Annotated in this window: 21 protein-coding genes and 1 pseudogene; 15 read left to right on the plus strand and 7 right to left on the minus strand. The window is 72.8% G+C overall.

The annotated features are described in order from the left end of the window. Positions 1 to 19 precede the first annotated feature (19 nt). A complete protein-coding gene (locus LIU39_RS30045) occupies positions 20 to 199 on the plus strand; it encodes a hypothetical protein (protein ID WP_227050089.1) in 180 nt (59 codons plus the stop codon). Positions 200 to 765: 566 nt separating this feature from the next. After that, positions 766 to 885, plus strand: a pseudogene (locus LIU39_RS30050) (IS5/IS1182 family transposase); the annotation flags it as partial. Between the two features lie 238 nt (positions 886 to 1,123). On the opposite strand, the gene LIU39_RS30055 reads toward LIU39_RS30050, so the two are convergent. Further along, positions 1,124 to 1,834, minus strand: a complete 711-nt coding sequence (locus tag LIU39_RS30055; protein WP_227050090.1) for a hypothetical protein — start codon at positions 1,832 to 1,834, stop codon at positions 1,124 to 1,126. Between the two features lie 229 nt (positions 1,835 to 2,063). Continuing rightward, positions 2,064 to 2,528 (minus strand): ATP-binding protein, encoded by a 465-nt coding sequence (locus tag LIU39_RS30060; protein WP_227050091.1) that lies wholly within the window; start codon positions 2,526 to 2,528, stop codon positions 2,064 to 2,066. A 247-nt stretch (positions 2,529 to 2,775) separates the two neighbouring features. Between LIU39_RS30060 and LIU39_RS30065 the strand changes: the two genes are divergently transcribed. From LIU39_RS30065 to LIU39_RS30105, 9 genes are all read left to right on the plus strand, one after another. Then, on the plus strand, positions 2,776 to 3,621 hold the full coding sequence (locus LIU39_RS30065) for a hypothetical protein (protein ID WP_227050092.1): 846 nt from the start codon (positions 2,776 to 2,778) through the stop codon (positions 3,619 to 3,621). Positions 3,622 to 3,720: 99 nt separating this feature from the next. Beyond that, entirely contained in the window at positions 3,721 to 4,446 is a 726-nt protein-coding gene (locus tag LIU39_RS30070) for a YcnI family copper-binding membrane protein (protein ID WP_227050093.1), read from the plus strand. Positions 4,447 to 4,517: 71 nt separating this feature from the next. Continuing rightward, positions 4,518 to 5,165 (plus strand): SCO family protein, encoded by a 648-nt coding sequence (locus LIU39_RS30075; protein ID WP_227050094.1) that lies wholly within the window; start codon positions 4,518 to 4,520, stop codon positions 5,163 to 5,165. Continuing rightward, on the plus strand, positions 5,162 to 5,611 hold the full coding sequence (locus LIU39_RS30080) for a copper chaperone PCu(A)C (protein WP_227050095.1): 450 nt from the start codon (positions 5,162 to 5,164) through the stop codon (positions 5,609 to 5,611). The genes LIU39_RS30075 and LIU39_RS30080 overlap by 4 nt, the downstream gene beginning before the upstream one ends. Positions 5,612 to 5,641: 30 nt before the next feature. After that, the gene (locus LIU39_RS30085; protein WP_227050096.1) at positions 5,642 to 7,672 is read left to right on the plus strand and encodes a copper resistance CopC/CopD family protein; all 2,031 of its coding nucleotides are present in this window, start codon (positions 5,642 to 5,644) and stop codon (positions 7,670 to 7,672) included. Beyond that, positions 7,672 to 9,000 carry an iron uptake transporter deferrochelatase/peroxidase subunit gene (gene efeB, locus LIU39_RS30090; RefSeq protein WP_227050097.1) on the plus strand — a complete coding sequence of 443 codons (1,329 nt, stop codon included), beginning with the start codon at positions 7,672 to 7,674 and terminating at the stop codon, positions 8,998 to 9,000. The genes LIU39_RS30085 and efeB overlap by 1 nt, the downstream gene beginning before the upstream one ends. Positions 9,001 to 9,148: 148 nt before the next feature. After that, entirely contained in the window at positions 9,149 to 10,075 is a 927-nt protein-coding gene (pheA, locus tag LIU39_RS30095) for a prephenate dehydratase (RefSeq protein ID WP_227050098.1), read from the plus strand. Between the two features lie 839 nt (positions 10,076 to 10,914). Then, positions 10,915 to 12,204, plus strand: a complete 1,290-nt coding sequence (serS, locus tag LIU39_RS30100; RefSeq protein WP_227050099.1) for a serine--tRNA ligase — start codon at positions 10,915 to 10,917, stop codon at positions 12,202 to 12,204. Beyond that, the gene (locus LIU39_RS30105; RefSeq protein ID WP_227050100.1) at positions 12,201 to 13,031 is read left to right on the plus strand and encodes an HAD family hydrolase; all 831 of its coding nucleotides are present in this window, start codon (positions 12,201 to 12,203) and stop codon (positions 13,029 to 13,031) included. The genes serS and LIU39_RS30105 overlap by 4 nt, the downstream gene beginning before the upstream one ends. Before the next feature lie 18 nt (positions 13,032 to 13,049). Here the strand turns inward: LIU39_RS30105 and LIU39_RS30110 are convergent, their stop codons facing one another. Further along, on the minus strand, positions 13,050 to 14,102 hold the full coding sequence (locus tag LIU39_RS30110; RefSeq protein WP_227050101.1) for an Lrp/AsnC family transcriptional regulator: 1,053 nt from the start codon (positions 14,100 to 14,102) through the stop codon (positions 13,050 to 13,052). A 271-nt stretch (positions 14,103 to 14,373) separates the two neighbouring features. Between LIU39_RS30110 and LIU39_RS30115 the strand changes: the two genes are divergently transcribed. Next, entirely contained in the window at positions 14,374 to 15,981 is a 1,608-nt protein-coding gene (locus LIU39_RS30115; RefSeq protein ID WP_227050102.1) for an MFS transporter, read from the plus strand. 97 nt (positions 15,982 to 16,078) lie between these two features. Here LIU39_RS30115 and LIU39_RS30120 read toward each other — a convergent pair whose 3' ends face one another. Beyond that, positions 16,079 to 16,399, minus strand: coding sequence for a GyrI-like domain-containing protein (locus LIU39_RS30120; protein WP_308409432.1), 321 nt, complete (start codon positions 16,397 to 16,399; stop codon positions 16,079 to 16,081). 221 nt (positions 16,400 to 16,620) lie between these two features. On the opposite strand from LIU39_RS30120, the gene LIU39_RS30125 reads away from it, so the two are divergent. Together LIU39_RS30125 and LIU39_RS30130 are read left to right on the plus strand one after the other, a co-directional pair. Then, positions 16,621 to 17,331 carry a FadR/GntR family transcriptional regulator gene (locus LIU39_RS30125; protein WP_227050103.1) on the plus strand — a complete coding sequence of 237 codons (711 nt, stop codon included), beginning with the start codon at positions 16,621 to 16,623 and terminating at the stop codon, positions 17,329 to 17,331. A gap of 104 nt (positions 17,332 to 17,435) precedes the next feature. After that, positions 17,436 to 18,716 carry a CynX/NimT family MFS transporter gene (locus LIU39_RS30130; protein WP_227050104.1) on the plus strand — a complete coding sequence of 427 codons (1,281 nt, stop codon included), beginning with the start codon at positions 17,436 to 17,438 and terminating at the stop codon, positions 18,714 to 18,716. Position 18,717: 1 nt separating this feature from the next. Here the strand turns inward: LIU39_RS30130 and LIU39_RS30135 are convergent, their stop codons facing one another. Continuing rightward, positions 18,718 to 19,509, minus strand: coding sequence for an adenosylcobinamide amidohydrolase (locus tag LIU39_RS30135; protein ID WP_372464099.1), 792 nt, complete (start codon positions 19,507 to 19,509; stop codon positions 18,718 to 18,720). A gap of 114 nt (positions 19,510 to 19,623) precedes the next feature. Between LIU39_RS30135 and LIU39_RS30140 the strand changes: the two genes are divergently transcribed. Then, positions 19,624 to 20,232 (plus strand): TetR/AcrR family transcriptional regulator, encoded by a 609-nt coding sequence (locus LIU39_RS30140; protein ID WP_227050105.1) that lies wholly within the window; start codon positions 19,624 to 19,626, stop codon positions 20,230 to 20,232. A gap of 26 nt (positions 20,233 to 20,258) precedes the next feature. Here LIU39_RS30140 and LIU39_RS30145 read toward each other — a convergent pair whose 3' ends face one another. Then, positions 20,259 to 21,512 carry a cytochrome P450 gene (locus LIU39_RS30145; protein ID WP_227050106.1) on the minus strand — a complete coding sequence of 418 codons (1,254 nt, stop codon included), beginning with the start codon at positions 21,510 to 21,512 and terminating at the stop codon, positions 20,259 to 20,261. A 75-nt stretch (positions 21,513 to 21,587) separates the two neighbouring features. Further along, the gene (locus tag LIU39_RS30150; protein WP_227050107.1) at positions 21,588 to 22,217 is read right to left on the minus strand and encodes a DUF3159 domain-containing protein; all 630 of its coding nucleotides are present in this window, start codon (positions 22,215 to 22,217) and stop codon (positions 21,588 to 21,590) included. Positions 22,218 to 22,311 lie beyond the last annotated feature (94 nt).

Here is a 22,311-nt window from a genome sequence, read left to right on the forward strand (position 1 = left end):
CGGAGGAGGTCTTCTTCGCGTGGGCTCGGCCGCCTACCCGCGCGCATCGCAGGACAGGCAGCGGCGGGTGGCCACCCGGTCCGTGTTGCCCGCGGTGGCCCGCAACGGCTCGGACACCGAGATCCGGGACCAGACCCCCGGGGCGGGGGCAGCCACCCACCCGAACTTCGGCGCGCAGACGACACTGTCGGAAAGGTGACCGCAGTCGGGCAGGTGCGCATTCCCTGCGGGCGACACGACGAGGGCACCGGGCGGCGGCCCGTCCGGGACCGCCTCCGCCGTCGTCGGCCGGAGCGCGGAGACACCCCCCGCCCGCGGGGCCGACCCGTCGGGTGGGCAGTCGCACCCCTCCCCGACGATGAGGTCACAGCGTTCACAGCGTCGGACGGTCATGGCTGATCGGTTCCCCCGGCACGTCGTCGAATCTTTCAGGCACTCCAACTACCCCTAAAGGGACAGCAGTTGGTTCACCTGTGCGGCAGCGGGAGCGACGATCGCACAGAGCGGCGGCCCGGCGCACGGGAAGCGAAAGATTCCGGCCCCGGCCGCAGCGAAGGGACCTCACGACGCCATAGGAAGCGCCACACCCTCGCGTCACCTGACGGGTCCGCTTCCCGGACAGGGCCTTGCAGGGGAGTCACGTCTTCTCGACGGATCATGTGCGGCTTGTCGGTCTGGGCCAGCGACCTGCGCACGACTGGTCGGACAGGCGCAGCCCCGGACCGCTCGCGAGGTGGACCGGCCTGCACGGTCCCTCTCGCCGACGAAGCCGAGCGGACGATCAATCGGCTCACGAACTCCCGGGCCGTCGCGACGCGCTACGGCAAGAGGGCGTACGTCTTCCACGGGACGGTCACGGCCATCCGGCTACGGCTCCGGCCATGAGCAACCGTGGCCGACCGCTGGTGGACTCTTGGCAGCGGCTCAGGGTGACACCAGGTCCTTCGTCACCGGCGAGAGCCCACGAAGCGTTCACATTCGTGTTCGTCACGACCGGAACGGTGTTCCCGTCGTGGTTTCGCGAGACGCCGGGAGAGCTTCGGGGGCTACTCGAACGCTTCCGTCACTGCGGCGGTGGAGCCGCCCCACCGGGGTCGCTCCACCGCCGCAGCCGGGCGGGTCTTCACTTGTGGGCGCTGATCACACCGCCGTCGCTGAGCACGATGTACACGCCGTTGGCGTCGACCCCGACGTCGTGCCCCTTCGTCTCCAAAGTGGCGGCCACACCCTCGAAACCGATGATCTGCGCGCGGTACCGCAGCTCGCCGACCTTCGTGACCTTGGCCTTCCAACCGCCCGCGAGCTTGAAGGTGCCCGGCCCCTGGTGGCCACCGCCCATCCAGGAATGGACCTCGCCACCCATCGTGAGCACGATGAACATGTCGTTGGCGTCGAGCCCGGCGTCGGCGTCCTCGCCGGTCGTCTCCATCGTGGCCAGGACCGAACCGTTGCCGACGATCTTGGCACGGTAGCGCTGACCGCCGAGGTCGTAGATCTCGGCCTTGCTGATGCCGTCCGCCAGGCGCTCGGTACGGACCGGGGACGCCGCCCTGCCACCGGCGTGCGCGCTGCCCGGCCGCTCGCCCGCAGCGCCCGCCTTGGTGTCGCCCTTGGCATCGGGGCTCGCCTTGTCATCGGTGCTCTGCACTCCGGACCAGCCCGAGGCGGTGGAATTGGCGGCGGCAGAACTCGTGCCCGTGTGGCCCGCGGACTTCGCGTCGGCGTCCGAGCCGGAGCAGGCGGTCAAGGTGAGGCCGGCAACTGCGGTCAGCGCCGCGGCGGCGATACGCAGGGTACGGCGACGGGCGGTGCGGCCAGTGATGCTGGAGCTCATTTCGGGTTCCCCCCGGGGCGGTCGGTGACGTTGTCTCCTCGGTACGTCACCCACTCTGCCCGGGGCCACTACCGCAAGGCTGCCGCTCCGCTAACAACCGGCTAACACGGGCGTGAGCAGCGGAAGAACGAAGCCGCCGCTGGTGGGGAACACGCAGCCGCTTGCCGGAACCAGGGGCATCCGAGCGGAGCATCAGCAGGTAAGTGCCAAGCCCCGCGCCGTGATCCCCTCACGACGCCATCGGCAGCGCCGCGCCCTCGCGCCACTTGAGGATCTTGTCGAAGCTGACGACGGCGCCGCGGCGACCGGTGCGGTTGCGGTAGCGGACGTGGTCGGTGAGGGCTTCGATGAGGAAGAGGCCGCGGCCGTCCTCGGCGTCGGTGGGGGCCGGGGCGGGGGTCAGCAGGGCCGGGTCGGTCGGGGGGCGGGGGGCGGCGGAGAAGCCGGGGCCCGAGTCCGTGACCTCGATACGGCAGGTGTCGCCGTCGATGAACGCCGTGACGCGGTAGTCGTCGCCGGCCACGTCGCCGCCGTGTTCGACGGCGTTCGCACAGGCTTCGGAGAGAGCTGCCGCGAGGTCGTAACAGATGTCCTGGTCGACGCCGGCCGTTTCCATGGCGCCCAGCAGCAGGCGTCTGGCGAGCGGCACGCTCGCAGGCTCACGGCGCAGATGGAGTGACCACCAGATGCTCATTCGCTCCAGCCTCCTGCGCCGCGGCTCGACATACCGTTACGTATTGCCGCGGTAAGAGCCCCGTAAGCATGCCCGGGGCGGCACACCGCTCGATCGGCGGATGCGGACACCGAGCGCGCCGTGTAAGCGAGCTCCGGGGTATGCGCCCCCGCGCGCCCCGCCGTCCTCCGCCGGGCCCCCGCCGAGCGCCCCTGCGCGGTGACCTGCCGTAGGCGGCGGATAAGCGCAGTGGGATGATGGCGCCGCCATGACTGCCCCTGTCGCCAGCACAGTGCGCGCGGCCGCCGATCTGCGGCTGCTGAGGGCCGCGGTGTTCACCGCGGTCTGCGTCGCGCTGTCCGCCGCCGGGCACATGGCCGGGTCCTTCGCCTCGGTCCCGCTGTGGACGCTGGGCGTCGCCTGCGCCGTGGTCTTCGCGGTCGCGGCCCCGCTGGCCGACCGGGAGCGCACGCTGCCGGGCATCGCCGCGGGCCTGGCCGTCGGGCAGCTCGCGCTGCACTCGCTCTTCTCGCTGGGCCAGCAGTGCGCGCTGGGCGCCGCCCCGGGCGGTACGGGCTCCGGCAGGCTGTCGGACCGGGCCGTGATCGGCCTCGCCCGGCGGCTGACCTGCGGGCTCGACGGCGTGGCGCTGGACGGCGACGGAGCGCGCCGGATCCTCGCGGGCGGCGGCGGGGTCGATCCGGCGGTGGCCGGCGCTTCCGGGATGTCCGGGATGTCCCACCCGCTCGCGCCGGGTTCCGGTGCCGCGCCCGCGATGGCGCACTGCCTGCTGCCGTCGCTGCCGATGCTGCTCGGACACCTGCTCGCCGCGCTGGCCGCCGGCTGGCTGCTGCGCCGCGGCGAGGCGGCCCTGTGGCGGCTGGTGCGGCTCTCGGCTCCGGCGGCGCAGGAAGCGGCGGCGCAGGCGCTGGCCGGTGCGCTGCGTTCGGCGCTCGCGCTGGTCCGTTTCCTGCTCGCCGGGCCCGGCGCCGCACAGGGCAACGGCCCGGCGGTGCCAGGTGCCCACGGCAGCGCCAAGGCCGGGCCGCGGGATCTCGTCCTTCAGCACAGTGTCGTCCGGCGGGGGCCGCCCGCTCTGGCCCTCGCGGCCTGACGCCACGCGAAGCACGCCCGCAGGAAGGGGTGGGGCTCTCGCGTCGTCGCCGCGCGCGCCGTCCCCCTTACCTCCTCCTGACTGTGGAGAGTTTCCGCCATGGCGAAAACCAAGATGACGACGAAGACGATGACCCGCCGCCTGCCGGTGGTGGGCGGTATCGCGGCGGGCAGTGTGCTGCTGCTGGCCGCGCCCGCGTTCGCGCACGTCACCGTGCAGCCCGACACGGCCGCGCAGGGCAGCTACGCGACCATCAACCTCAAGGTCCCCAACGAGCGCGACCACGCCTCGACGGTGAAGCTCGAAGTCACCCTGCCCACCGACCACCCGCTGGTGTCCGTCATGCCGCAGCCGGTGCCCGGCTGGAAGGTGAAGGTCACCGAGGCCAAGCTCGACAAGCCGGTGGAGACGCACGGCGAGAAGATCGACAAGGCCCCCTCCAAGATCACGTGGACGGCGGACGACAGCGGGATCGAGCCCGGCCAGTTCCAGCAGTTCCCGCTCGCCGTGGGCCAGCTCCCCGAGCACGCCGACCAGCTCGTCTTCAAGGCCCTCCAGACGTACGACAACAAGGAGGTCGTGCGCTGGATCGAGCCGGCCAAGGAGGGCGCGGCGGAGCCGGAGAATCCGGCTCCGGTACTCAAGCTGACCGCGGCGGCCAAGGACGGCGCCGCGGGCCCGCAGGCCGCCCAGAACGTCCCGGCGCCGAACCAGAAGGTGTCCGACAGCGACACCACGGCACGGGTGCTCGGCATCGTCGGCATCGTCATCGGCATCATCGGAGTCGCATACGGCGTCTTCGCCGGCCGGCGCCGCAACGCCTGACCAGTGGCCGGGCCGGCCCGCTCCAGGGCCGGCCCGGCACCCGCTTCCTGACCACACGGGATACCTCTGCAATGCGTAGTAAGACCCTGATCGCGGCTGCCCTCACGGCGGCCGCGGCCCTCACCCTGACGGCGTGCGGACCCGACGACGGCGGCGACAAGCCCGCCGCATCGGTCTCCGGCGCCTCCTCCAAGCCGATCGTCGCGCTCGACAGCCCGATGGAGAAGCCGGACCTCGTCCTGACCGACTCCGACGGCAAGAAGTACGACCTGCTGGAGAAGACCAAGGGCCACCCGACGCTGATCTACTTCGGGTACACCAACTGCCCCGACGTCTGCCCGCTGACGATGGCCAACGTCGCCGTCGCGGTCAAGCAGCTGCCGAAGGCCGAACAGGACGACCTGCGGGTGCTGTTCATCACCTCCGACCCGGAGCGCGACACCCCGTCGGCGCTCAAGAAGTGGCTCGGCGGCATCAACACGAAGTTCACCGGCCTGACCGGCGACTTCAAGACCATCCAGGCCGGTGCGCGCAGCGTGAACGTCGGCATCGAGAAGCCGGTCAAGAAGAAGAACGGCGACATCGTCTCGACGCACGGCGCGCAGGTCCTGATGGCCTCGCCCAAGGACGACCGCATCCACTGGCTGGGCATGCAGGACGCCACCGCCGACAACTACACCTCCGCACTTCCGAAGATCATCAAGGGACAGAACCCGTGAACCGCCGCACCGCCACCGCCCTCGCCCTCACCGCCGCCTCCGCGCTCGCCCTGGCCGGCTGCGACTCCGCCGACAGCGGCCCGGAGCTGAAGGTCACCGGCGCGTACATGCCGCAGCCCGTCACCCAGAAAATGGCCGGCGCCTTCCTCGTCGTCGAGAACACCGGCGGCACCGACGACAAGCTGACGTCCGTCACCAGCGACCTCGCCGACGACGTCTCGATACACAAGACCACCGGCAACAAGATGGAGCAGGTCAACTCGCTGCCGATACCGGCCCACGAGGAGCTGACGCTCTCCCGCGGCGGCAACCACCTGATGTTCATGGGCCTGAAGAAGAAGCCGTCCGCGGGCGACAAGATCACCGTCGAGCTGCACTTCGGCACCTCGGACCCGGTCAAGGTCGAGGTGCCGGTGAAGGACGCCGCGTACACGCCGAAGAAGTGACGTAGAGGTACGAGAAAGGGGAGCACCTTCATGATCACCACCGCCCCTCGGCGGCCACGGCCGGTGGCGCTGCGCCTGCTGGTCGTCGTCGCCGCGCTGTTCGGCGTCCTGTTCGGCGGCGCCGCACCGGCCTTCGCGCACGCGGCCCTGACCGGCAGCACTCCGGCGCAGGGGGCGGTGGTGGACCATGCCCCCGAACAGGTCGCGCTCAGCTTCTCCGAAGGCGTCGCGATGAGCGACGACTCGATCCGCGTCCTGGACCCGAAGGGCAAACGGGTGGACCGCGGCAAGCTGCGGGACCTGTGCAGCGGCGAGACCGTCAAATACGGCACCGGGCTGCCGCCAGGACTCCCCGACGGGACGTACACCGTCGCCTGGCAGGCCATCTCCGCCGACAGCCACCCGGTGTCCGGCGCCTTCACCTTCTCGGTCGGCGCGCCCTCCGCGACCAAGGCGCCGCTGCCCCAACAGGAGGCCGGCGGCGGCCTGGTGGGCGCGCTGTACGGCATCGCCCGCTACCTCGCCTACGCCGGTTTCACGCTGCTGGTCGGCGGCGCGGCCTTCGTGCTGGCCTGCCGCCCGGCGGCATCCGGCGTCCGCTCGGTGCAGCGGCTCGTGGTCCGTGGCTGGGCGCTGCTGACGGCGGCCACCCTCGCGATGCTGCTGCTGCGCGGCCCGTACACCGGGTCGGGCGATCTCGCGGACGTCTTCGATCTCGGCGGGCTCAAGGCGGCGCTGGAGACCAAGCCGGGCGCCGCGCTGCTCGCCCGGCTGCTGCTGCTCGCGGCTGCCGCGGTGTTCCTCGCGGTGCTCTTCGGGGCGTACGAGCGGGCCCGGCGGGCGGATACGGACGGGGCTGCGCAACCGTCCGGCGAGACGGACGAGGCGCGGGGGCACGTCGACGGCGGGCGGCTGCGGAGGCTGACGGCCGGGCTGTCCGCCGCGGGCTTGGTCGTCGCCGCCGGACTCGCGACGACCTGGGCGGCGGCCGAGCACGCGTCGACCGGCCTGCAGCCCGGCATCGCGATGCCGGTCGACGTGCTGCACCTGCTCGCCTTCGCCGCCTGGCTCGGCGGCCTCGCGGCGCTGCTCGTCTCCCTGTACCGGGGTCCTGTCGTGGAGCGCACCGCGGTGCGCCGCTTCTCCCGGCTGGCGTTCGGCTCCGTGCTGGTGCTGGTGGCCACCGGCATCTACCAGTCCTGGCGGCAGGTCGGCACCCTGCACGCGCTCACCGACACCACCTACGGGCTGTTGCTGCTGCTCAAGGTGGCGCTGGTGGTGGTGCTCGTCGGCATCGCGTGGACGTCCCGCCGGTGGACGGCGCGGCTGCGGGAGGCGGGCACGGAGACGGCCGCCGCCACGGTGCCGGTCGGTGTCGCGGCGGCCTCCGGGGCGGGTGTGCCGGACGTCCCGGAGACATCGGCTGCCTCGGATGGCCCGGACTCCCCGGGCTCGTCGGACGCCTCCGACGCGGCGCCGGCCGATCCCGCACGGACCGCTCAACTCGCCCGGCAGCGGGCCGCGTTGGACAGTGCGAAGGTGCGGCGGCTGCGCGACGCCGATCCGGAGCGGCGGGGGCTGCGCCGGTCGGTGCTGGCCGAGGCGTCGGTCGCCGTGGTGCTGCTCGTCGTGGCGACCGTGCTGACCGCCACCGAACCGGCCCGTACGGAAGAAGCCGTGAAGGCGGGCGAGGCCGGTCAGTCGGCGGACGCCAACCAGCCGCGGGTGCTGACCATCCCCTTCGACACCGGCGGCGCGCACGGCAAGGGCACCGCCCGCATCGACCTCGACCCGGGGCGCAGCGGCAGCGGCAACCAACTGCGGGTACGCATCGCCGACCCGTCGGGCGCGACCATGAACGTCCCCGAGGTGAAGGTGTCCTTCACCCTGCGGGCCAAGAAGCTCGGGCCGCTCCCGGTGGTGCCCGAGCACGTCGGCAAGGGCCACTGGAGCGCGAGCGGCGTCCAGTTGCCGGTGCCCGGACAGTGGCAGCTCGCGCTGCTCGTGCGGACCTCCGACGTCGACCAGGTGACCGAGACCAGGAACGTGAAGATCGACTGATGAGCACGAAGAAGCCGGACCGGAGCCAGGGCGGACAGCGGGACCGGTCAGCGCAGAACGACGCCGCCGACGCCACAGCGGCAGGCGATTCCCCGTCCGTCGAGCTGTCCCGCCGCCGGCTGCTGGACACCGTCGGCGCCGCGGGCGCGGCCGGTCTCGTCGTCGGCGGGGCCGGCGGCGCCATAGGGTCGGCCGCCGCCCAGGGCGACGCGCCGGCCGCGCTCGGCTCCATCGGCGCGACGCGGGTGCCGTTCCGCGCGGCGCGCGCCAAGCAGCAGGCCGGCATCACCACGCCGCTCCAGGCCGCCGGGCATCTGCTCGCCTTCGACCTGGCCCCCGGCAAGGACCGCAAGGCGGCCGCCGCGCTGCTGCGCCGCTGGTCACGGATGGCCGACGAGCTGATGGCAGGACGGGCTCCGGCCGACGACACCGACGTCGCGCGCGACGCGGGACCGTCCTCGCTCACCGTCACCTTCGGCTTCGGCCACAGCTTCTTCGGCCGTACGGGCCTGGAGAAGCAGCGGCCCGTGCAGCTCGACCCGCTGCCCGACTTCTCGTCGGACGCGCTGGACGCCGGGCGCAGCGAGGGCGATCTGTGGATCCAGATCGGTGCCGACGACGCGCTGGTCGCCTTTCACGCGCTGCGCGCGCTCCAGAAGGAGGCCGCCGGCACCGCGCGGCTGCGCTGGCAGATGAACGGCTTCAACCGCACGCCGGGCGCCACCGCGCAGCCGCTGACCGCCCGCAACCTCATGGGCCAGATCGACGGCACCAACAACCCCAAGCCGTCCGACCAGGACTTCGACGAGCGGATCTTCGTGGGGCGGGACGCCGACCAGGCGTGGATGCGCGGCGGTTCGTACGCCGTCGTCCGCCGGATCCGGATGCTCCTGGACGACTGGGAGAAGCGTTCGCGCAACGAACAGGAGCGGGTGATAGGCCGCCGGAAGGCCGGCGGCGCCCCGCTGACCGGCGGCTCGGAGACCACACCGATGCAGCTGGACAAGACCGGCGCCGACGGGCTCCCGGTCATCCCCGCCAACGCGCACGCCCGGATCGCCGCGCCGGAGTCGAACCAGGGCGCGGCGCTGCTGCGCCGCCCGTTCTCCTTCCACGACGGGTTCCGCGACGACGGCGCACCCGACGCCGGCCTGCTCTTCATCTGCTGGCAGGCCGATCCGCTGCGCGCCTTCACCCAGATCCAGCGGAAGCTGGACCGCGGCGACGCGCTGTCGCCGTTCCTGCGGCACGAGGCGAGCGGCCTGTATGCGGTGCCCCCGGCCCCGGAGCCCGGCGACTACGTCGGACAGCCGTTGCTGGAGGGCTGAGCCACGGCCGGCCCCCCGCGTCCACAGGGTGGCGGGCGCGGGGGCCGGTCTGTGGACGGAGCCCGCAGGGGCCTGCCGGGTCTCGGTATCGTGAGCGCACAGGGAGATCGGCGGGACGTCCCCGCAAGAACGCGAGGGAGACACCTGCATGTCGGCCAGTCGCTACACCTATCTCGGCCCGGCGGGCACCTTTACGGAGGCGGCGCTGCGCACGCTCCCCGAATCGGCGACCCGCGAGCTGGTGCCGATGGTGTCCGTACCGGCCGCACTGGACGCGGTGCGCAGCGGCGAGGCCGCCGGCGCGCTGGTCCCGATCGAGAACTCCGTCGAGGGCGGCGTGACCACCACCCTGGACGAACTCGCCGCGGGCGAACCGCTGATGATCTACCGCGAGGTACTGCTGCCGATCGCCTTCGCGCTGCTGGTGCGCCCCGGTACGGCACTGTCCGACGTCAAGACGGTGACCGGGCACCCCGTCGCGCAGCCGCAGGTCCGCAAGTGGCTGGCGGCCCATCTCCCGGAAGCGGCCTGGGAGTCGGCGGCGTCGAACGCGGACGGCGCGCGGCTGGTCCAGGAGGGCCGCTACGACGGCGCGTTCGCCGGGGAGTTCGCCGCGGCGACGTACGGCCTGGAGCCGCTGGTCACCGACATCCATGACGCGCAGAACGCCGCCACCCGCTTCGTCCTGGTCGGCCGCCCGGCCCGGCCCGCCGCGCCCACCGGCGCGGACAAGACCTCGGTGGCGCTGTGGCTGCGCGCCGACCACCCCGGTGCGCTCCTTGAGCTGCTCCAGGAGTACGCGGTCCGCGGCGTGAACATGATGCGTATCGAGTCCCGCCCGACCGGCGAGGGCATCGGCCGCTACTGCTTCTCGGTGGACTGCGAGGGCCACATCACCGACCGCCGGGTCAGCGAGGTGCTGATGGGGCTCAAGCGGGTGTGCCGCGAGGTGCGCTTCCTGGGCTCGTACCCGCGCGCCGACCAGGTGGCGGCGACGGTGCGCCCGGACATGACGGACGCGGCGTTCACCGATGCGTCGGACTGGCTGACGCGTTGCCTCGACGGCCGGTCCTGACCGCTGGACCGGGGACCGGCGGGACGCCGTCGGGCCCGGCCGGACGTACCCGACCTGGGGCTTTCGCCGGGGTGTGGAGACTGTCCACAAAGTTATCCACAGGCGTGAGTCTCGACCTGTGGGTAAGTCGACATGGGGGTCGACATGCGAGTCGGACAAGGTCGACAAATCACCCTGGCGCCCTCACATCGCTCCACAGGCCCCCACATCCCCCGAAGTGGGCCGCGTCAGCACAATTCCCGCGACCAATCCTTTAGGGCGAGGCAACCCCACACGAAAGAGCGGGTGAACGGGGTTTGGACAACAAATCCATAGCGGACGATTCACCTACCGGAACGAGGAGTTCCGAGTTCCACAGTTTTCACACACAGCCTGTGGATAAGAATCCCCGAACTCTCCTCCCCTGTGGACAACTCGGGTTTTCCCCAGCCGCCGAAGCCCCGGAATCCCCTCTCGCCGCCCTCCGTCCACACCTTGCCAACTCCCTCCGTACAGCCCGTTGATCACCGGGCGGCGCGCGCGCCCGCCGAATCCGGCCAGGAAATTCTCCGGCGAGATTCAGCCACTCCCGAGCCGCACCCCGGAGACACCCACGGACCCACGAGCGCGTTTCGCATCGCTTTGCCGGAGATCTTGACGGCACTCCGGCAGGCACTTCGCCATCACTTCGGCGCGCACTTCACCGCCACTCCGACGGCGCTTTCCGCTCGCCTTCCCCTCGCCATCGACCGCATTCCCGCCTCCTCACCACAAAAGAATAAACAATCCCAAAACGGACATAACGCCTGCCGTGAAATATCGCGTCGAGCGCCCCGGCCCGTCCCCGGTAGCCTGGGGGGGTGATTGACCTTCGCCTGCTTCGTGAGGACCCCGACCGTGTGCGCGCCTCCCAGCGCGCCCGTGGAGAGGACGTCGAGCTCGTCGACGCGCTTCTCTCCGCCGACGAGCGGAGCAGGTCGTCCAGCATCCGCTTCGACGAGCTGCGCGCCGAGCAGAAGGCGCTCGGCAAGCTCATCCCCAAGGCCACGGGCGACGAGAAGGCCGTGCTGCTGAAGAAGGCCGGCGAACTGTCCGCCGCCGTCAAGGAAGCCGACGCCGCGCAGGACGAGGCCAAGGCCGAGACCCAGGACCTGCTGCGCAAGCTCGGCAACCTCGTCCACCCGGACGTCCCCGTGGGCGGCGAGGAGGACTTCACCGTCCTGGAAACCCTCGGCACCCGCCGCGACTTCGCCGCCGAGGGCTTCGAGCCCAGGGACCACCTGGAGATCGGCGAACTGCTCGGCGCGATCGACGTCGAGCGCGGCGCCAAGGTCTCCGGCTCGCGCTTCTACTACCTCACCGGCGTCGGCGCGCTCCTGGAGCTGGCGCTCGTCAACGCCGCCATCGCGCAGGCCACCGCGGCCGGTTTCACGCCGATGCTGACCCCGGCGCTGGTCCGCCCGCGCGCCATGGAGGGCACCGGCTTCCTCGGCCAGGCGGCCGAGAACGTCTACCACCTGGAGAAGGACGACTACTACCTGGTCGGCACCTCCGAGGTCCCGCTCGCCGCGTACCACATGGACGAGATCGTCGACGCGTCCAAGCTCCCGCTGCGCTACGCCGGTTTCTCGCCGTGCTTCCGCCGCGAGGCCGGCACGTACGGCAAGGACACCCGCGGCATCTTCCGGGTCCACCAGTTCGACAAGGTGGAGATGTTCTCCTACGTCGCGCCGGACGACGCGCAGGCCGAGCACCAGCGCCTGCTGGACTGGGAGAAGCAGTGGCTGACCGGCCTGGAGCTGCCGTTCCAGGTGATCGACGTCGCCACCGGTGACCTCGGCGCCTCGGCCTCCCGTAAGTTCGACTGCGAGGCGTGGATCCCGACCCAGGGCAAGTACCGCGAGCTGACCTCGGCCTCGAACTGCAACGAGTTCCAGGCCCGCCGCCTCTCCGTCCGGATGCGCGAGAACGTCGAGGGCAAGCAGAAGGTCTCGCCGCTGGCGACGCTGAACGGCACGCTCTGCGCCGTCCCGCGCACCATCGTGGCGATCTTCGAGAACCACCAGCAGGCGGACGGCTCCGTGCGCGTCCCCGAGGTGCTCCGTCCCTACCTGGGCGGCCGCGAGATCCTGGAGCCCGTCGCCAAGTGACCGCCGCAGCCCCGGACGCTGCCCCGGCAGCGCCGTACAAACTCATCGCGACGGACCTCGACGGAACGCTGCTGCGGCACGACGGGACCGTCTCGGAGCGCACCCGCGCGGCGCTCACCACGGCCACCGCGGCGGGCGCGGCGCACATCGTCGTCACCGGCCGCGCGGTGCCCTGGACCCGGCACATCCTCGATGCGCTCGACTACCAGGGGCTCGCGGTGTGCGGGCAGGGCGCGCAGGTCTACCACGCGGGTGAGCACCGGCTGCTGACGTCCGTGACCCTGGACCGCCGGCTCGCCGAACTCGCGCTGGCCAAGATCGAGACGGAGACCGGCCCGCTGCGGCTGGCCGCGAGCCGGGACGGCCTGGCGGGCGAGGTGCTGATCGGCCCCGGCTACCGCCTCACGGAAGGCCCGCTGCCGAGCATCTTGGTGGACGACCCCCATGACCTGTGGTCGGCGCCGGTCAACAAGGTCTACCTCCAGCACCCCACGCTGGGCGACGACGCGCTGGCACAGGCCGCGCGCGCGGCGGCCGGTGATCTCGTCGGGGTGACGGTCTCCGGGCCCGGCATCGTCGAGCTGCTGCCGCTCGGCCTGACCAAGGCCACCGGTCTTTCGCTGGCCGCCCGCCGCCTCGGCGTCAAGGGCGGCGAGACCCTCGCCTTCGGCGACATGCCCAACGACCTCGCGATGTTCGCCTGGGCCGCGCACGGCGTCGCCATGGCCAACGCGCACGACGAACTGAAGGCCGTCGCCGACGAGATCACCGCGTCCAACGAGGACGACGGCATCGCGGTGGTGCTGGAGCGGCTGTACGGGCGCTGAGCCCCGGCGCCCGAGCGGTCAACGGCGCCTTCCCTGCGGCCGCTTGGGGGCGGCGGCGACGAACGGCCCGGCGCCCTTGACGTGCCGGATCCGCGGCGCGCTCTCCATCGTCCGCACTCCGGGCAGCGCCGCGATGCGGCTGGTCAGATACGTGTAGAGGGCGCGGACGTCGCGGCACACCACCGAGGCGAAGAGGTTGTTCGGGCCGGTGGTGGCGCAGGCGAACGCGACCTCCGGGTGCGTCGCCAACGCGGCTCCTGCGGCGGCCAGTTCGGCCGGTGCGACGGACATCCACAGCGCGACCGTCACGCCGTACCCGAAGCGGCGTATGTCGTAGTCGACGTCGAAGTAGAGGACACCGTTGGCCTGGAGTTCGGCGAGCCGGCGGCGCACGGTGGTGGGCGACCAGCCGGTGGCCGCGGCCAGTTCGGCGGGCGGCGTACGGCCGTCCCGGGCGAGCACGTCGAGCATCCTGCGGTCGTCGGCGCCGAGCGCGACCGGGGCGGGGCCGGTGTCGGGCTGCGGCGTTTCGTCCGGGCCCGGCACGGGTGCGGGGCCCGCGGGCGGGCGCGTCCCGCCGAGCCGGGCGATCTGCTCGTCGGTGAGCACACCCGCCTTGTTGACCAGGCTCTGGGCGCCGCCGTAGAACTCGTGCAGCAGGCAGTGGGCGGTGACGCCGACCACGCTCGGGGTGCGCGGCAGCTTCTCCAGCAGGAGTGCGTCGCTGTGCTCGCTGTTCGACGCCCGGCACACCGCGGCGATCTCCGTCCCGCCCGATGTCAGGCTCACCCAGGTGGTGTCCGACCTGCGGGCCAGCGCCTCGGCCACCGGAACGGCGGCGTCCGGCGCGCACTGGACCCGTACCAGCCACTCCACCTCGCCGAGCGTCGCCGGATCGGTCAGGCCCAGTACCTTGAGCGTGCCGGCCGTACGGTGCCGGGTGTAGCGCCTGGCGACGGTCTGGTCGGAGACGCCCAGGGCCGTGGCGATGCGGCTGAAGGGCGCCCGTCCGTCGAGCTGCAGCGCATGGATGAGCTGCCGGTCGAAGGCGTCGTACCTGTCGGATATCACCGTTCGACCCTACTGCGTGTCGGATTACGCCACTGCCGACGAACTGGCTGGGAGATCCGCCCCCGTAGGGCGGATTGTGGGCGATGCACCGACCACGGGCACCGACTTCAGGACCCGAGGGGGCACAGCCCGCTGCCGCACTCTGCGGCCGCATCGCACGGCCCGATACCGCGGCCGGCACCACACCCGGATCCGCCGCCGGAAATCCCTGGCCGGATCCCACCCGACACCACGGCCGGCCGCACCGGCCGGACCACAACGGAGGACTCTCATGCACCACGCGGCGGATCGGGGGAACGCGGCGGTCGCCCCCGCCGCGGACGGCGGAGGCCCGGCGGGGCACAGACCCGCGGCGCGCGGCAAGTGGTGGCCCCTGGTCGCCATCACCCTCGGCAACTTCATGCTGCTCGTCGACGTGACGATCGTGAACACCGCGCTGCCGCGGATGGCCGACGGGCTCGGCGCGTCCTTCACCTCGCTCCAGTGGGTGATGGACATCTACGCGCTGGCGCTGGCCGCGCTGCTGATGGTCGCGGGATCGGCCGCCGACCTCTTCGGCAGGCGCCGCCTGTACCTCGCGGGCCTCGCGCTCTTCGCCCTCTCCTCGCTCGCCTGCGGTCTTGCCCCCGACGCGGGCACCCTGATCGCCGCGCGGGCCGTCCAGGGCATCGGCGCCGCCGCGATGTTCGCCACCAACACCCCGCTCCTGATGGCCCATTACCAGGGCAGGGACCGTGGCGTGGCGTTCGGGATCTGGGGCGGCACGAGCGGCGCGGCGGCGGCCGTCGGGCCCGTACTGGGCGGACTGCTGACCGAGTTCACGGACTGGCGGGCGATCTTCCTCGTCAATCTGCCGCTGACGGCCGTCGCGGTGTGGATCACGGTGCGCTGGGTGCGCGAGTCGCACGGCGACCGCACGGCCCGCATCGACTGGGCCGGCGCCGCCTCCTTCACGGTGTGCACGGGCGCGCTGATGTACGGGCTGATCCGCGGCGGCGAGCACGGCTGGACGGAGTCCGGGACGGTCGCCTCGCTGGTGGCCGCCGCCCTGGCGCTGATCGTGTTCGTCGCCGTGGAGCGGCAAAAGCGGCAGCCGCTGCTGGATCTGCAGCTGCTGCGCCGGCCGTCGTTCGCGGTGCTGATGGCGGCGGCCCTGCTGCTCCAGGCCGCGGCGTTCCCGTACCTGACGTACGTGGGCCTGTGGACGCAGAACATCCTGGGCCTGAGCCCGGTCGCCGCGGGCCTCGCGGTGACGCCGATGGCGCTGATGTCGCTGCTCATCGGTGCGCTCGGCGGCCGCCGGCTGGCCCAGCTCGCGCCGCAGATCCCCATCGGCTGCGGCCTGTTGCTCACCGGCGCGGGCGGACTGCTGCACGCCCTGCTCCTCGACGGCAACACCGACGCCGGCTGGGCGACGCTGACCCCCGGGCTCGCGGTGAGCGGCCTCGGCATCGGCATGGCGATGCCCGTCCTGGTCTCGGCGGCACTCGGCGCGGCGCCCCCGCAGCGGGCGGGCATGGCGAGCGGCGCCGTCAACACCTTCCGCCAGCTCGGCTACGCCATCGGCATCGCCGTCCTGGGCACGGTCTTCGCCACCACGCTGCGCGACGCGGCACCGGGCACGGCGGCCGGCGGGCACGGCAGCAAGGAAGCGGTCGGCGCCGCGTACGTCTCCGGCCTGACGGACATCACCCTCCTCTCGGGCATCGTCGCCGTGGCGGCCGGCCTGCTGGTCCTGGCTGTCGTACGCCGCTCGGACGCCGGGACCGGCGCGCCGTCCGCACCCGCCGCCGGGAAGCCCGTACCGCAGGACGGGAGCGACGGGAACGGGCGGGATACCGCACCGGCCGGGATCGGGACCGGCTCGGGCGGGGCGTAGCCACGTCGGAGCGGGGAGGCACCAGGGGCGACGTACGGACGTGCGTCGCCCCTGATTGCCGTTCCGGTGCCTGGGCCGGTCCCGATCGCCGCGCATCTCAGCCGCCGCCCGGCCCGGACACCGGCTCCTGGATCTCGGTCACCCGGTGCTCCTGATCCCCAAGGCATTGCAGATACAGCTCCCTGGCGTAGCCGGCGGAGCGGTGGCCGTCGGCGTCGATCCAGTGGGCGAGGTGCTGGGCGGTCGGCAGGATCCGGCTCATCGGGCCGCGGTGCACCATGGTCGCCGCCTGCTCGACGGCGGGCAGCTCCACCACATCGAAGCCGCCCGCCCCGGCCCTGCTCCGGCCTGCGCCCTCGCGCGGTCGGGCCTTCGCCAGTTCCTCCGCCGTCACCACGATTCCCGCGTGCACCAGCATCGCGTCCCCCCCGCCGCCCCCCGTCCGCCACCCACCATCTGGTCACTCTCCGTAAACGCCCGAGCGCACCACGCGGTTCCCGCCCGCTCCCGCGACTTCCGGGCCGCTTCCCGCCGACAGGCCCACCCGGCGCCCGTGCAGCTCCCGCCGGCATCCATGTACGCTGAAAGCATCAGTTGTAGGATGACCGGTCAACCGGGCACATGGAGGCGAGGAGCGGGATGGCGCTGCAGGCGGCGGGACGGCAGTCCCTGGTGGACACGGTCGTCGAGGCGCTGCGCGCGCAGCTCACCGCGGGCGAGTGGAAGGTCGGGGACCGCATTCCGACCGAGCACGCCCTCGCCGAACAGCTCCAGGTCGGCCGCAACACGGTCCGCGAGGCGGTACGGGTACTCGTGCACGCCGGGATGCTGCGGTCGCGGCAGGGCGAGGGCACGTTCGTGGTGTCCACCGCCGACCCGGGCGCCATCATGCGCGGGATCCAGCGGGCCGGTATCCGTGACGTGCTCGAACTGCGGATCGCGCTGGAGGCGGAGGCCGCCAGGCTGGCCGCCGTGCGCCATGAACCCGCCGACCTGGCACGGATGCGGGCGGCCCTGGACGCGCAGGCCGCCCTGGAGGTCGCCGAGGGCCGGCCCGCGTGCGACAGCCTGGAGCTGTACGCCGATCACGACATCGCCTTCCACAAGGCCGTGGTCGAGGCGGCCCACAACACCGCGCTGACGGCGACCTACGGCTGGTTCAGCAGCTCGGTGCGCGAGGCGCTGGTCACCGCGCTCGACGACCACGAGATCCCGAAGATCGTGCACGGCGATCACCACGCCGTCATGGAGGCCATCGCCTCGGGCGACCCGGAGGCCGCCGAGCGGGCCACCCGCGCCCTCCTGGACAAGCCGAAGCAGGCCGTGGAAGCCCTGCTCGCCGCCCGCTGACGCCTCCTCTCCCGCTTTCCCTCCCTCCCGGCGGCAGGTGCCGCCGCAGCTCCACGGCGCGCCAACTGCCCGCGCACACCCCACGATTGGCGAGGTACTCACCCATGTCAGGGATCAGACCCGACGCACCCTTGATCGACGCCGAGGAGGACCTGACCGCGGCACCACAGGTCACCGCGGCCCGCCGCCGGCTCCGGGCGCACCCCGCGCTCCTGCTGGCCGGCATCGTCCTCGCCTCGCTCAACATGCGGGCGGCGCTGGCCGGTGTCTCGCCGCTGCTCAGCGAGATCGGAGGCCACTTCCACCTGGCCGCGACCGCAAGCAGCCTGGTCACGACCATTCCGCTGGTCTTCATGGGCCTCGGCTCGATCATCGCGCCGAAGCTCGCCCGCCGTTGGGGCACCGAGGCCGTGCTGTGCGGCGCGCTGGTCCTGCTGTGCGGCGGCATCGTGCTGCGGATCGCGCCGCCGGTCGTCGCGCTGTTCGTCGGCTGCGCGGTGGTCGGCACCGCGATAGCCCTGCTGAACGTGCTGATGCCGGGCCTGATCAAGCGGGACTTCCCGGAGAAGGCCGCGAGCATGACCGCGCTCTACTCCACGGCGATGATCATGGGTGCCACCGTCTCGGCGGCCACCGCGGTCCCCCTGGAGAACGCGCTCGGCAGCTGGCAGGGCTCGCTGGCCTCCTGGTCGCTGCTGGCCGCCGTCGCCGCCCTCGTCTGGATTCCGCAGGCGGTCATCGCGCGCCGCGGCACCCATCACGGCGAGGCCGCGGCGACGCCTGCGCACACCGTCGAGACCGGCCCCCGGCTGAGCCGTTCGCCGCTGGCCTGGCAGGTCACGCTGTTCATGGGGTCGCAGTCCCTGATCGCGTACGTGATGATCGCCTGGATGCCGACGCTCTTCACCGACCACGGCATGGGCAAAAGCCAGGCGGGCCTGGTCTTCGCGTTCAGCACGCTGGTGCAGATGGCCGGTTCGTTCGTGGTGCCGATGCTCGCCGGGCGGATGCGGAGCCAGCGGCTGCTGGGGGTGGCCGTCTCCGCGCTGATGGCGTGCGGCGTCGTCGGGCTCCTGGTGGCGCCGGTGGCGGGTGCGTGGCTGTGGGCCGCGCTCCTCGGCGTCGGGCAGGGCGGCGCGCTGGGCCTGGCGCTGACGATGATGGTGCTGCGCTCCGGTGACGCACACACCGCGGCCCGCCTCTCGGGCATGGCCCAGACCGGCGGCTACCTCCTGGCGGCGGTGGGCCCGCTGATCCTCGGCGCGGTCCACCAGCTCACCGACGGCTGGACCGTCCCGATCATCCTGCTGCTGGTCGTGTGCGCCGGTCTCGCCCTCCTGGGCCTGGGCGCCGGCCGCGACCGCCGGATCGGGACGGCGGCGTAGCTCACGGGCTCACGCGTCGCGCAGGGAAGCGGCCGGCGCGCGGCGGCCCTCCGGGTGCCCGCTCCCTTTCGGGGCTCCGGGATGCCGCGTCGAGGGTGACGGCCCGCAGGGTGGCGCGGCGGACGGCGCGGGCCAGCCGGGCGCCCCAGAGGGAGCGGGGCCCCGCGAACTCCTCGGCCCGCTCGCCCGGTCTGGGCGCGCGGGCCGCGACGCAGACCGCGTCGGTCGGCGTACCGGACGCGTCACAGCCGCACTCGAACAGGGCCTGCACCTTGGCCTCGGTGGCGGTGGCGACGGCGTTGACCAGAGCCGCGTCGGTCAGCGGCACCGGCAGCGCGACGAGGGTGTTGATGGTGCCGGGCCCGGGGTGCGGGAGCGTGGCCGCGGGCGGCACCGCGGCCCATCCACAGACCCCGACACCGGCCGTGACCAACGCCTCGGCCCCGCCGTCCCGCGCGTGCGACCGCGTGCCGAGCACATCGGCCGCGGTCATCAGGCCGACGCCTGCGGCCACCGCCGTCCGCACCGCGGGACCGGGGACCGCGCCCGGACCCGCCCCTGCGCCCGCGGCGATCTCCGCCAGGTGCGCCGCCGGGTCGCGGCGCGTGTAGCCGTGCCCCACCTGGGCGTTGAGGACCCAGGAACGTGTGCCGATACCGCCGCCGAGCACCGCGCTGGAGATCATGCGCCAGCCGGGCCCGGCCCGCCACAGCAGCGCGGGCAGCGCGCCCGCACCGTCCGCGTCGCGGTGCTGCACGGTCTCGGTCGTGATCAACGGTTTCGGAGGTGTCACGCCGTAACCCTACGGACCGGACGGCGGCGCCCCCTTGGGCACCGGAGGTCCCCGCGCCCCCGGTGCGGACCGGCGCGCGGCAGGGGCGCCGCGCGGGCGTGGTCGAATTGTTCCGTGGACACCAGTGAAGGACAGGCCAGGCCACCGCGCCGCATCCGCAACCCCCAGCGCACCCGGCAGGCGATCGTCGACGCGCTGCTGAGCGCCATCGAGGAGGGCGAAATCTCCCCGACCGCCCGGGGTATCGCCCAGCGGGCCGGGGTGTCGGAGCGCAGCGTCTTCGTGCACTTCCGTGACCTCGACGACCTCCGCCTGACGGTCGCGCGGCAGCAGGCCGAGCGGGTGGCGAAGCTGATCTCACCGGTGCCGCAGGACTGGCCGCTGGAGAAGCGCCTGGACACGCTGCTGGCTCAGCAGGAAGAAGTGTTCGCGCTCCAGATACGGGTCAGGATCGCCGCTCTCGTCCACGCTCAGCAGTCCCCGGCGCTGGCCGCGGTCATGGTGGAGATGAACCGGAAATACCGGGACCGGCTGGCCACGGTCTTCGCGCCGGAACTGTCGGCGGTCGACGAGGCGGCGGGCGCCGAACTCCTCGACATCCTGGAACCGGTGCTCGGCTGGTCCTTCCGGTATCACCTGTCGGAGCAGCGCGGCGTGGACCGCGAGCGCGTCACCCGAGCGGCGCGCCGTACGGCCCTCGCGGTGCTGCGCGAGAAGGGCTGAGACCCCGGCGGCGGTCCGGGGCGCGGCTACCAGGTGACCGGCAGTGTGTGGCAGCCGTAGATGGCCATATCGGTGCGGAACGGGATCTCGTCGAGCGGTACGGCCGGGCGCATCGTGGGGAAGCGCCGCAGCAACGTACCGAGGACGATCTGGAGTTCGGCGCGGGCCAGGGCCTGGCCGAGGCACTGGTGGATGCCGTAGCCGAAGGCGACGTGGCGCTGGGCGCGGGCACGGGACACGTCGAAGGTGCCGGGGTCTTCGAACGTCTCCGGATCGCGGTTGGCGGACGCCAGCGCGCACACCACGCCCTCACCCGCCCTGAGCAGCCGGCCGCCGATCTCGACGTCTTCCAGGACGGCGCGGCGCGGACCGCTGCGGATGATGCTGTGGAAGCGCAGCAGTTCCTCGACGGCTCCGGGCAGCAGCGCGGGATCCTGGCGCAGCCGCTCGGCGGCGGCGCCGTCCCGCATCAGCGTCAGCGCGCCGAGCCCGATCATGTTCGCGGTGGTCTCGTGGCCCGCCACCAGCAAGAGACCGGCGCATCCGATCAGTTCACGGTGCGTCGGTTTTCCGTCCGCCTGCCGCTCGGTGATCAGGCGGCCGAGGATGTCGTCGGCCGGGGCCTTCTCCTTGGCCGTCACCAGCGAGTCGAGATAGGCCACCAGTTCCCGGCGGGCCGTGCCGCGCTCCCGGTCGGTGGCCGTCCGGGAGAGCAGTGTGGCGGTGAGGTTCTGGAAAAGCGGGTGGTCCTCCTCGGGCACGCCCAGCAGCAGGCCGATGACCCGCGAGGGAAGCGGCAGCGCCAGGGCCCGTACGAGGTCGACGGGGTGGGCGGACCGCTCGGTCCCGGCCATCGCGTCGCACAGTTCGTCGGTCAGCTCCTGTATCCGCGGGCGCAGCGCGTCGACCCGCTTGACCATGAACTCCCGGGTCACCATGCGGCGCAGCCTGGTGTGTTCGGGCGGGTCCGTCCGGATGAAGGCGCGGCCCTCCGCGGTGGCGTCACCTGCCATCCCGCTGCGCGGGAAGCCGGGCCTGGACGGGTCGGAGCTGAAGCGCGCGTGGTCGCCGAGCACCGCGCGGATGTCGGCGTAGCGGGTGATCAGCCAGGCCCGGTTGCCGTCGGCGAGGGCGATCCTGGACACCGGCGCCTCGGTACGCAGCCGGGCGAGGTCGACGGGCGGCTCGAACGGGCAGCCCGGCGGCGGCTCGACGGGCCGCGGCGGGAGGGCGGCTGCGTCCACGGGGGCGTCTGCGGGGACATCCATGGGGGAGGGCATGTGACTCCTTGGTTCCGGTTCGGCGGGCCCCGGGCGCGGCGGGGAGTGCGGGCGGTCTGGGCGGGCGGGAGTCCGTCACGGCGCGGGGGCGGGCTCGGGCGGTTGAGCCTCCGGGCGGCGCAGCCTGCGCCAGGTCAGCCAGCCGCAGACCGTGGCGGCCGGCTTGCCGAGCACCACGTTGGCGGCGCCGAGCAGCATGACGTTGTCCGCGTGGTAGAGCGGCAGCCAGATGACCAGGTGGGCGCACCACAGGCCGAGCCACAGGGCCGTGATCCGCAGGTGGAGGCGGCGCCTGCGGGGGTCGGACCGCCAGTCCCGCCGCTCGGCCCGCAGGAGCCGGGCCAGTGGGCCGCTCACCGGGCGGCCGAGCAGCAGCGACCCCGCGAACACGACCGCGAGCACCACGTTGAACAGCAGCTCGGGCAGGAAGAAGGCCCGTCCGTCGCCGACGTACAGGGCGACCAGCGAGTGCGCCAGGACGCCGCCGAGCGTGATCACCACGACCTTCAGCGAGTCGCCGCGCAGCAGACGGACCACGGCGACGGCCCCGCCCCCTAGGAGCGCGCAGACGGCGCCCGTCACCGGGCCGGCCAGGCCGTAGCCGGCGAGGAAGCAGCCGACCGGCACGGCCGCGTCAACTATGTGACGCAGCCCCTTGGTTGGGAGCCGTCGCTGTTCCGGGGCGGGGTTCGTTCGCGCTGCCACCCCGGTCACTGTGCCACTATTGCAGTAACACTGCAATAAGGAGAAGCTGTCAGCCTCGCGGGTCCGCGCAGACGTGGGGCCCGGGGCCCCCCAC

It is taken from the genome of Streptomyces pinistramenti (genome assembly GCF_020564935.1).
Classification (GTDB): Bacteria; Actinomycetota; Actinomycetes; order Streptomycetales; family Streptomycetaceae; genus Streptomyces; species Streptomyces pinistramenti.

Coding starts and splice junctions, on each gene's coding strand:
- LIU39_RS30075 (WP_227050094.1), top strand. CDS start 4,518: ATGCGTAGTAAGACCCTGATCGCGGCTGCCCTCACGGCGGCCGCGGCC.
- LIU39_RS30065 (WP_227050092.1), top strand. CDS start 2,776: ATGACTGCCCCTGTCGCCAGCACAGTGCGCGCGGCCGCCGATCTGCGG.
- pheA (WP_227050098.1), top strand. CDS start 9,149: ATGTCGGCCAGTCGCTACACCTATCTCGGCCCGGCGGGCACCTTTACG.
- LIU39_RS30125 (WP_227050103.1), top strand. CDS start 16,621: ATGGCGCTGCAGGCGGCGGGACGGCAGTCCCTGGTGGACACGGTCGTC.
- efeB (WP_227050097.1), top strand. CDS start 7,672: ATGAGCACGAAGAAGCCGGACCGGAGCCAGGGCGGACAGCGGGACCGG.
- LIU39_RS30085 (WP_227050096.1), top strand. CDS start 5,642: ATGATCACCACCGCCCCTCGGCGGCCACGGCCGGTGGCGCTGCGCCTG.
- LIU39_RS30055 (WP_227050090.1), bottom strand. CDS start 1,834: ATGAGCTCCAGCATCACTGGCCGCACCGCCCGTCGCCGTACCCTGCGT.
- LIU39_RS30145 (WP_227050106.1), bottom strand. CDS start 21,512: ATGCCCTCCCCCATGGATGTCCCCGCAGACGCCCCCGTGGACGCAGCC.
- LIU39_RS30070 (WP_227050093.1), top strand. CDS start 3,721: ATGGCGAAAACCAAGATGACGACGAAGACGATGACCCGCCGCCTGCCG.
- LIU39_RS30115 (WP_227050102.1), top strand. CDS start 14,374: ATGCACCACGCGGCGGATCGGGGGAACGCGGCGGTCGCCCCCGCCGCG.
- LIU39_RS30060 (WP_227050091.1), bottom strand. CDS start 2,528: ATGAGCATCTGGTGGTCACTCCATCTGCGCCGTGAGCCTGCGAGCGTG.
- LIU39_RS30120 (WP_308409432.1), bottom strand. CDS start 16,399: ATGCTGGTGCACGCGGGAATCGTGGTGACGGCGGAGGAACTGGCGAAG.
- LIU39_RS30130 (WP_227050104.1), top strand. CDS start 17,436: ATGTCAGGGATCAGACCCGACGCACCCTTGATCGACGCCGAGGAGGAC.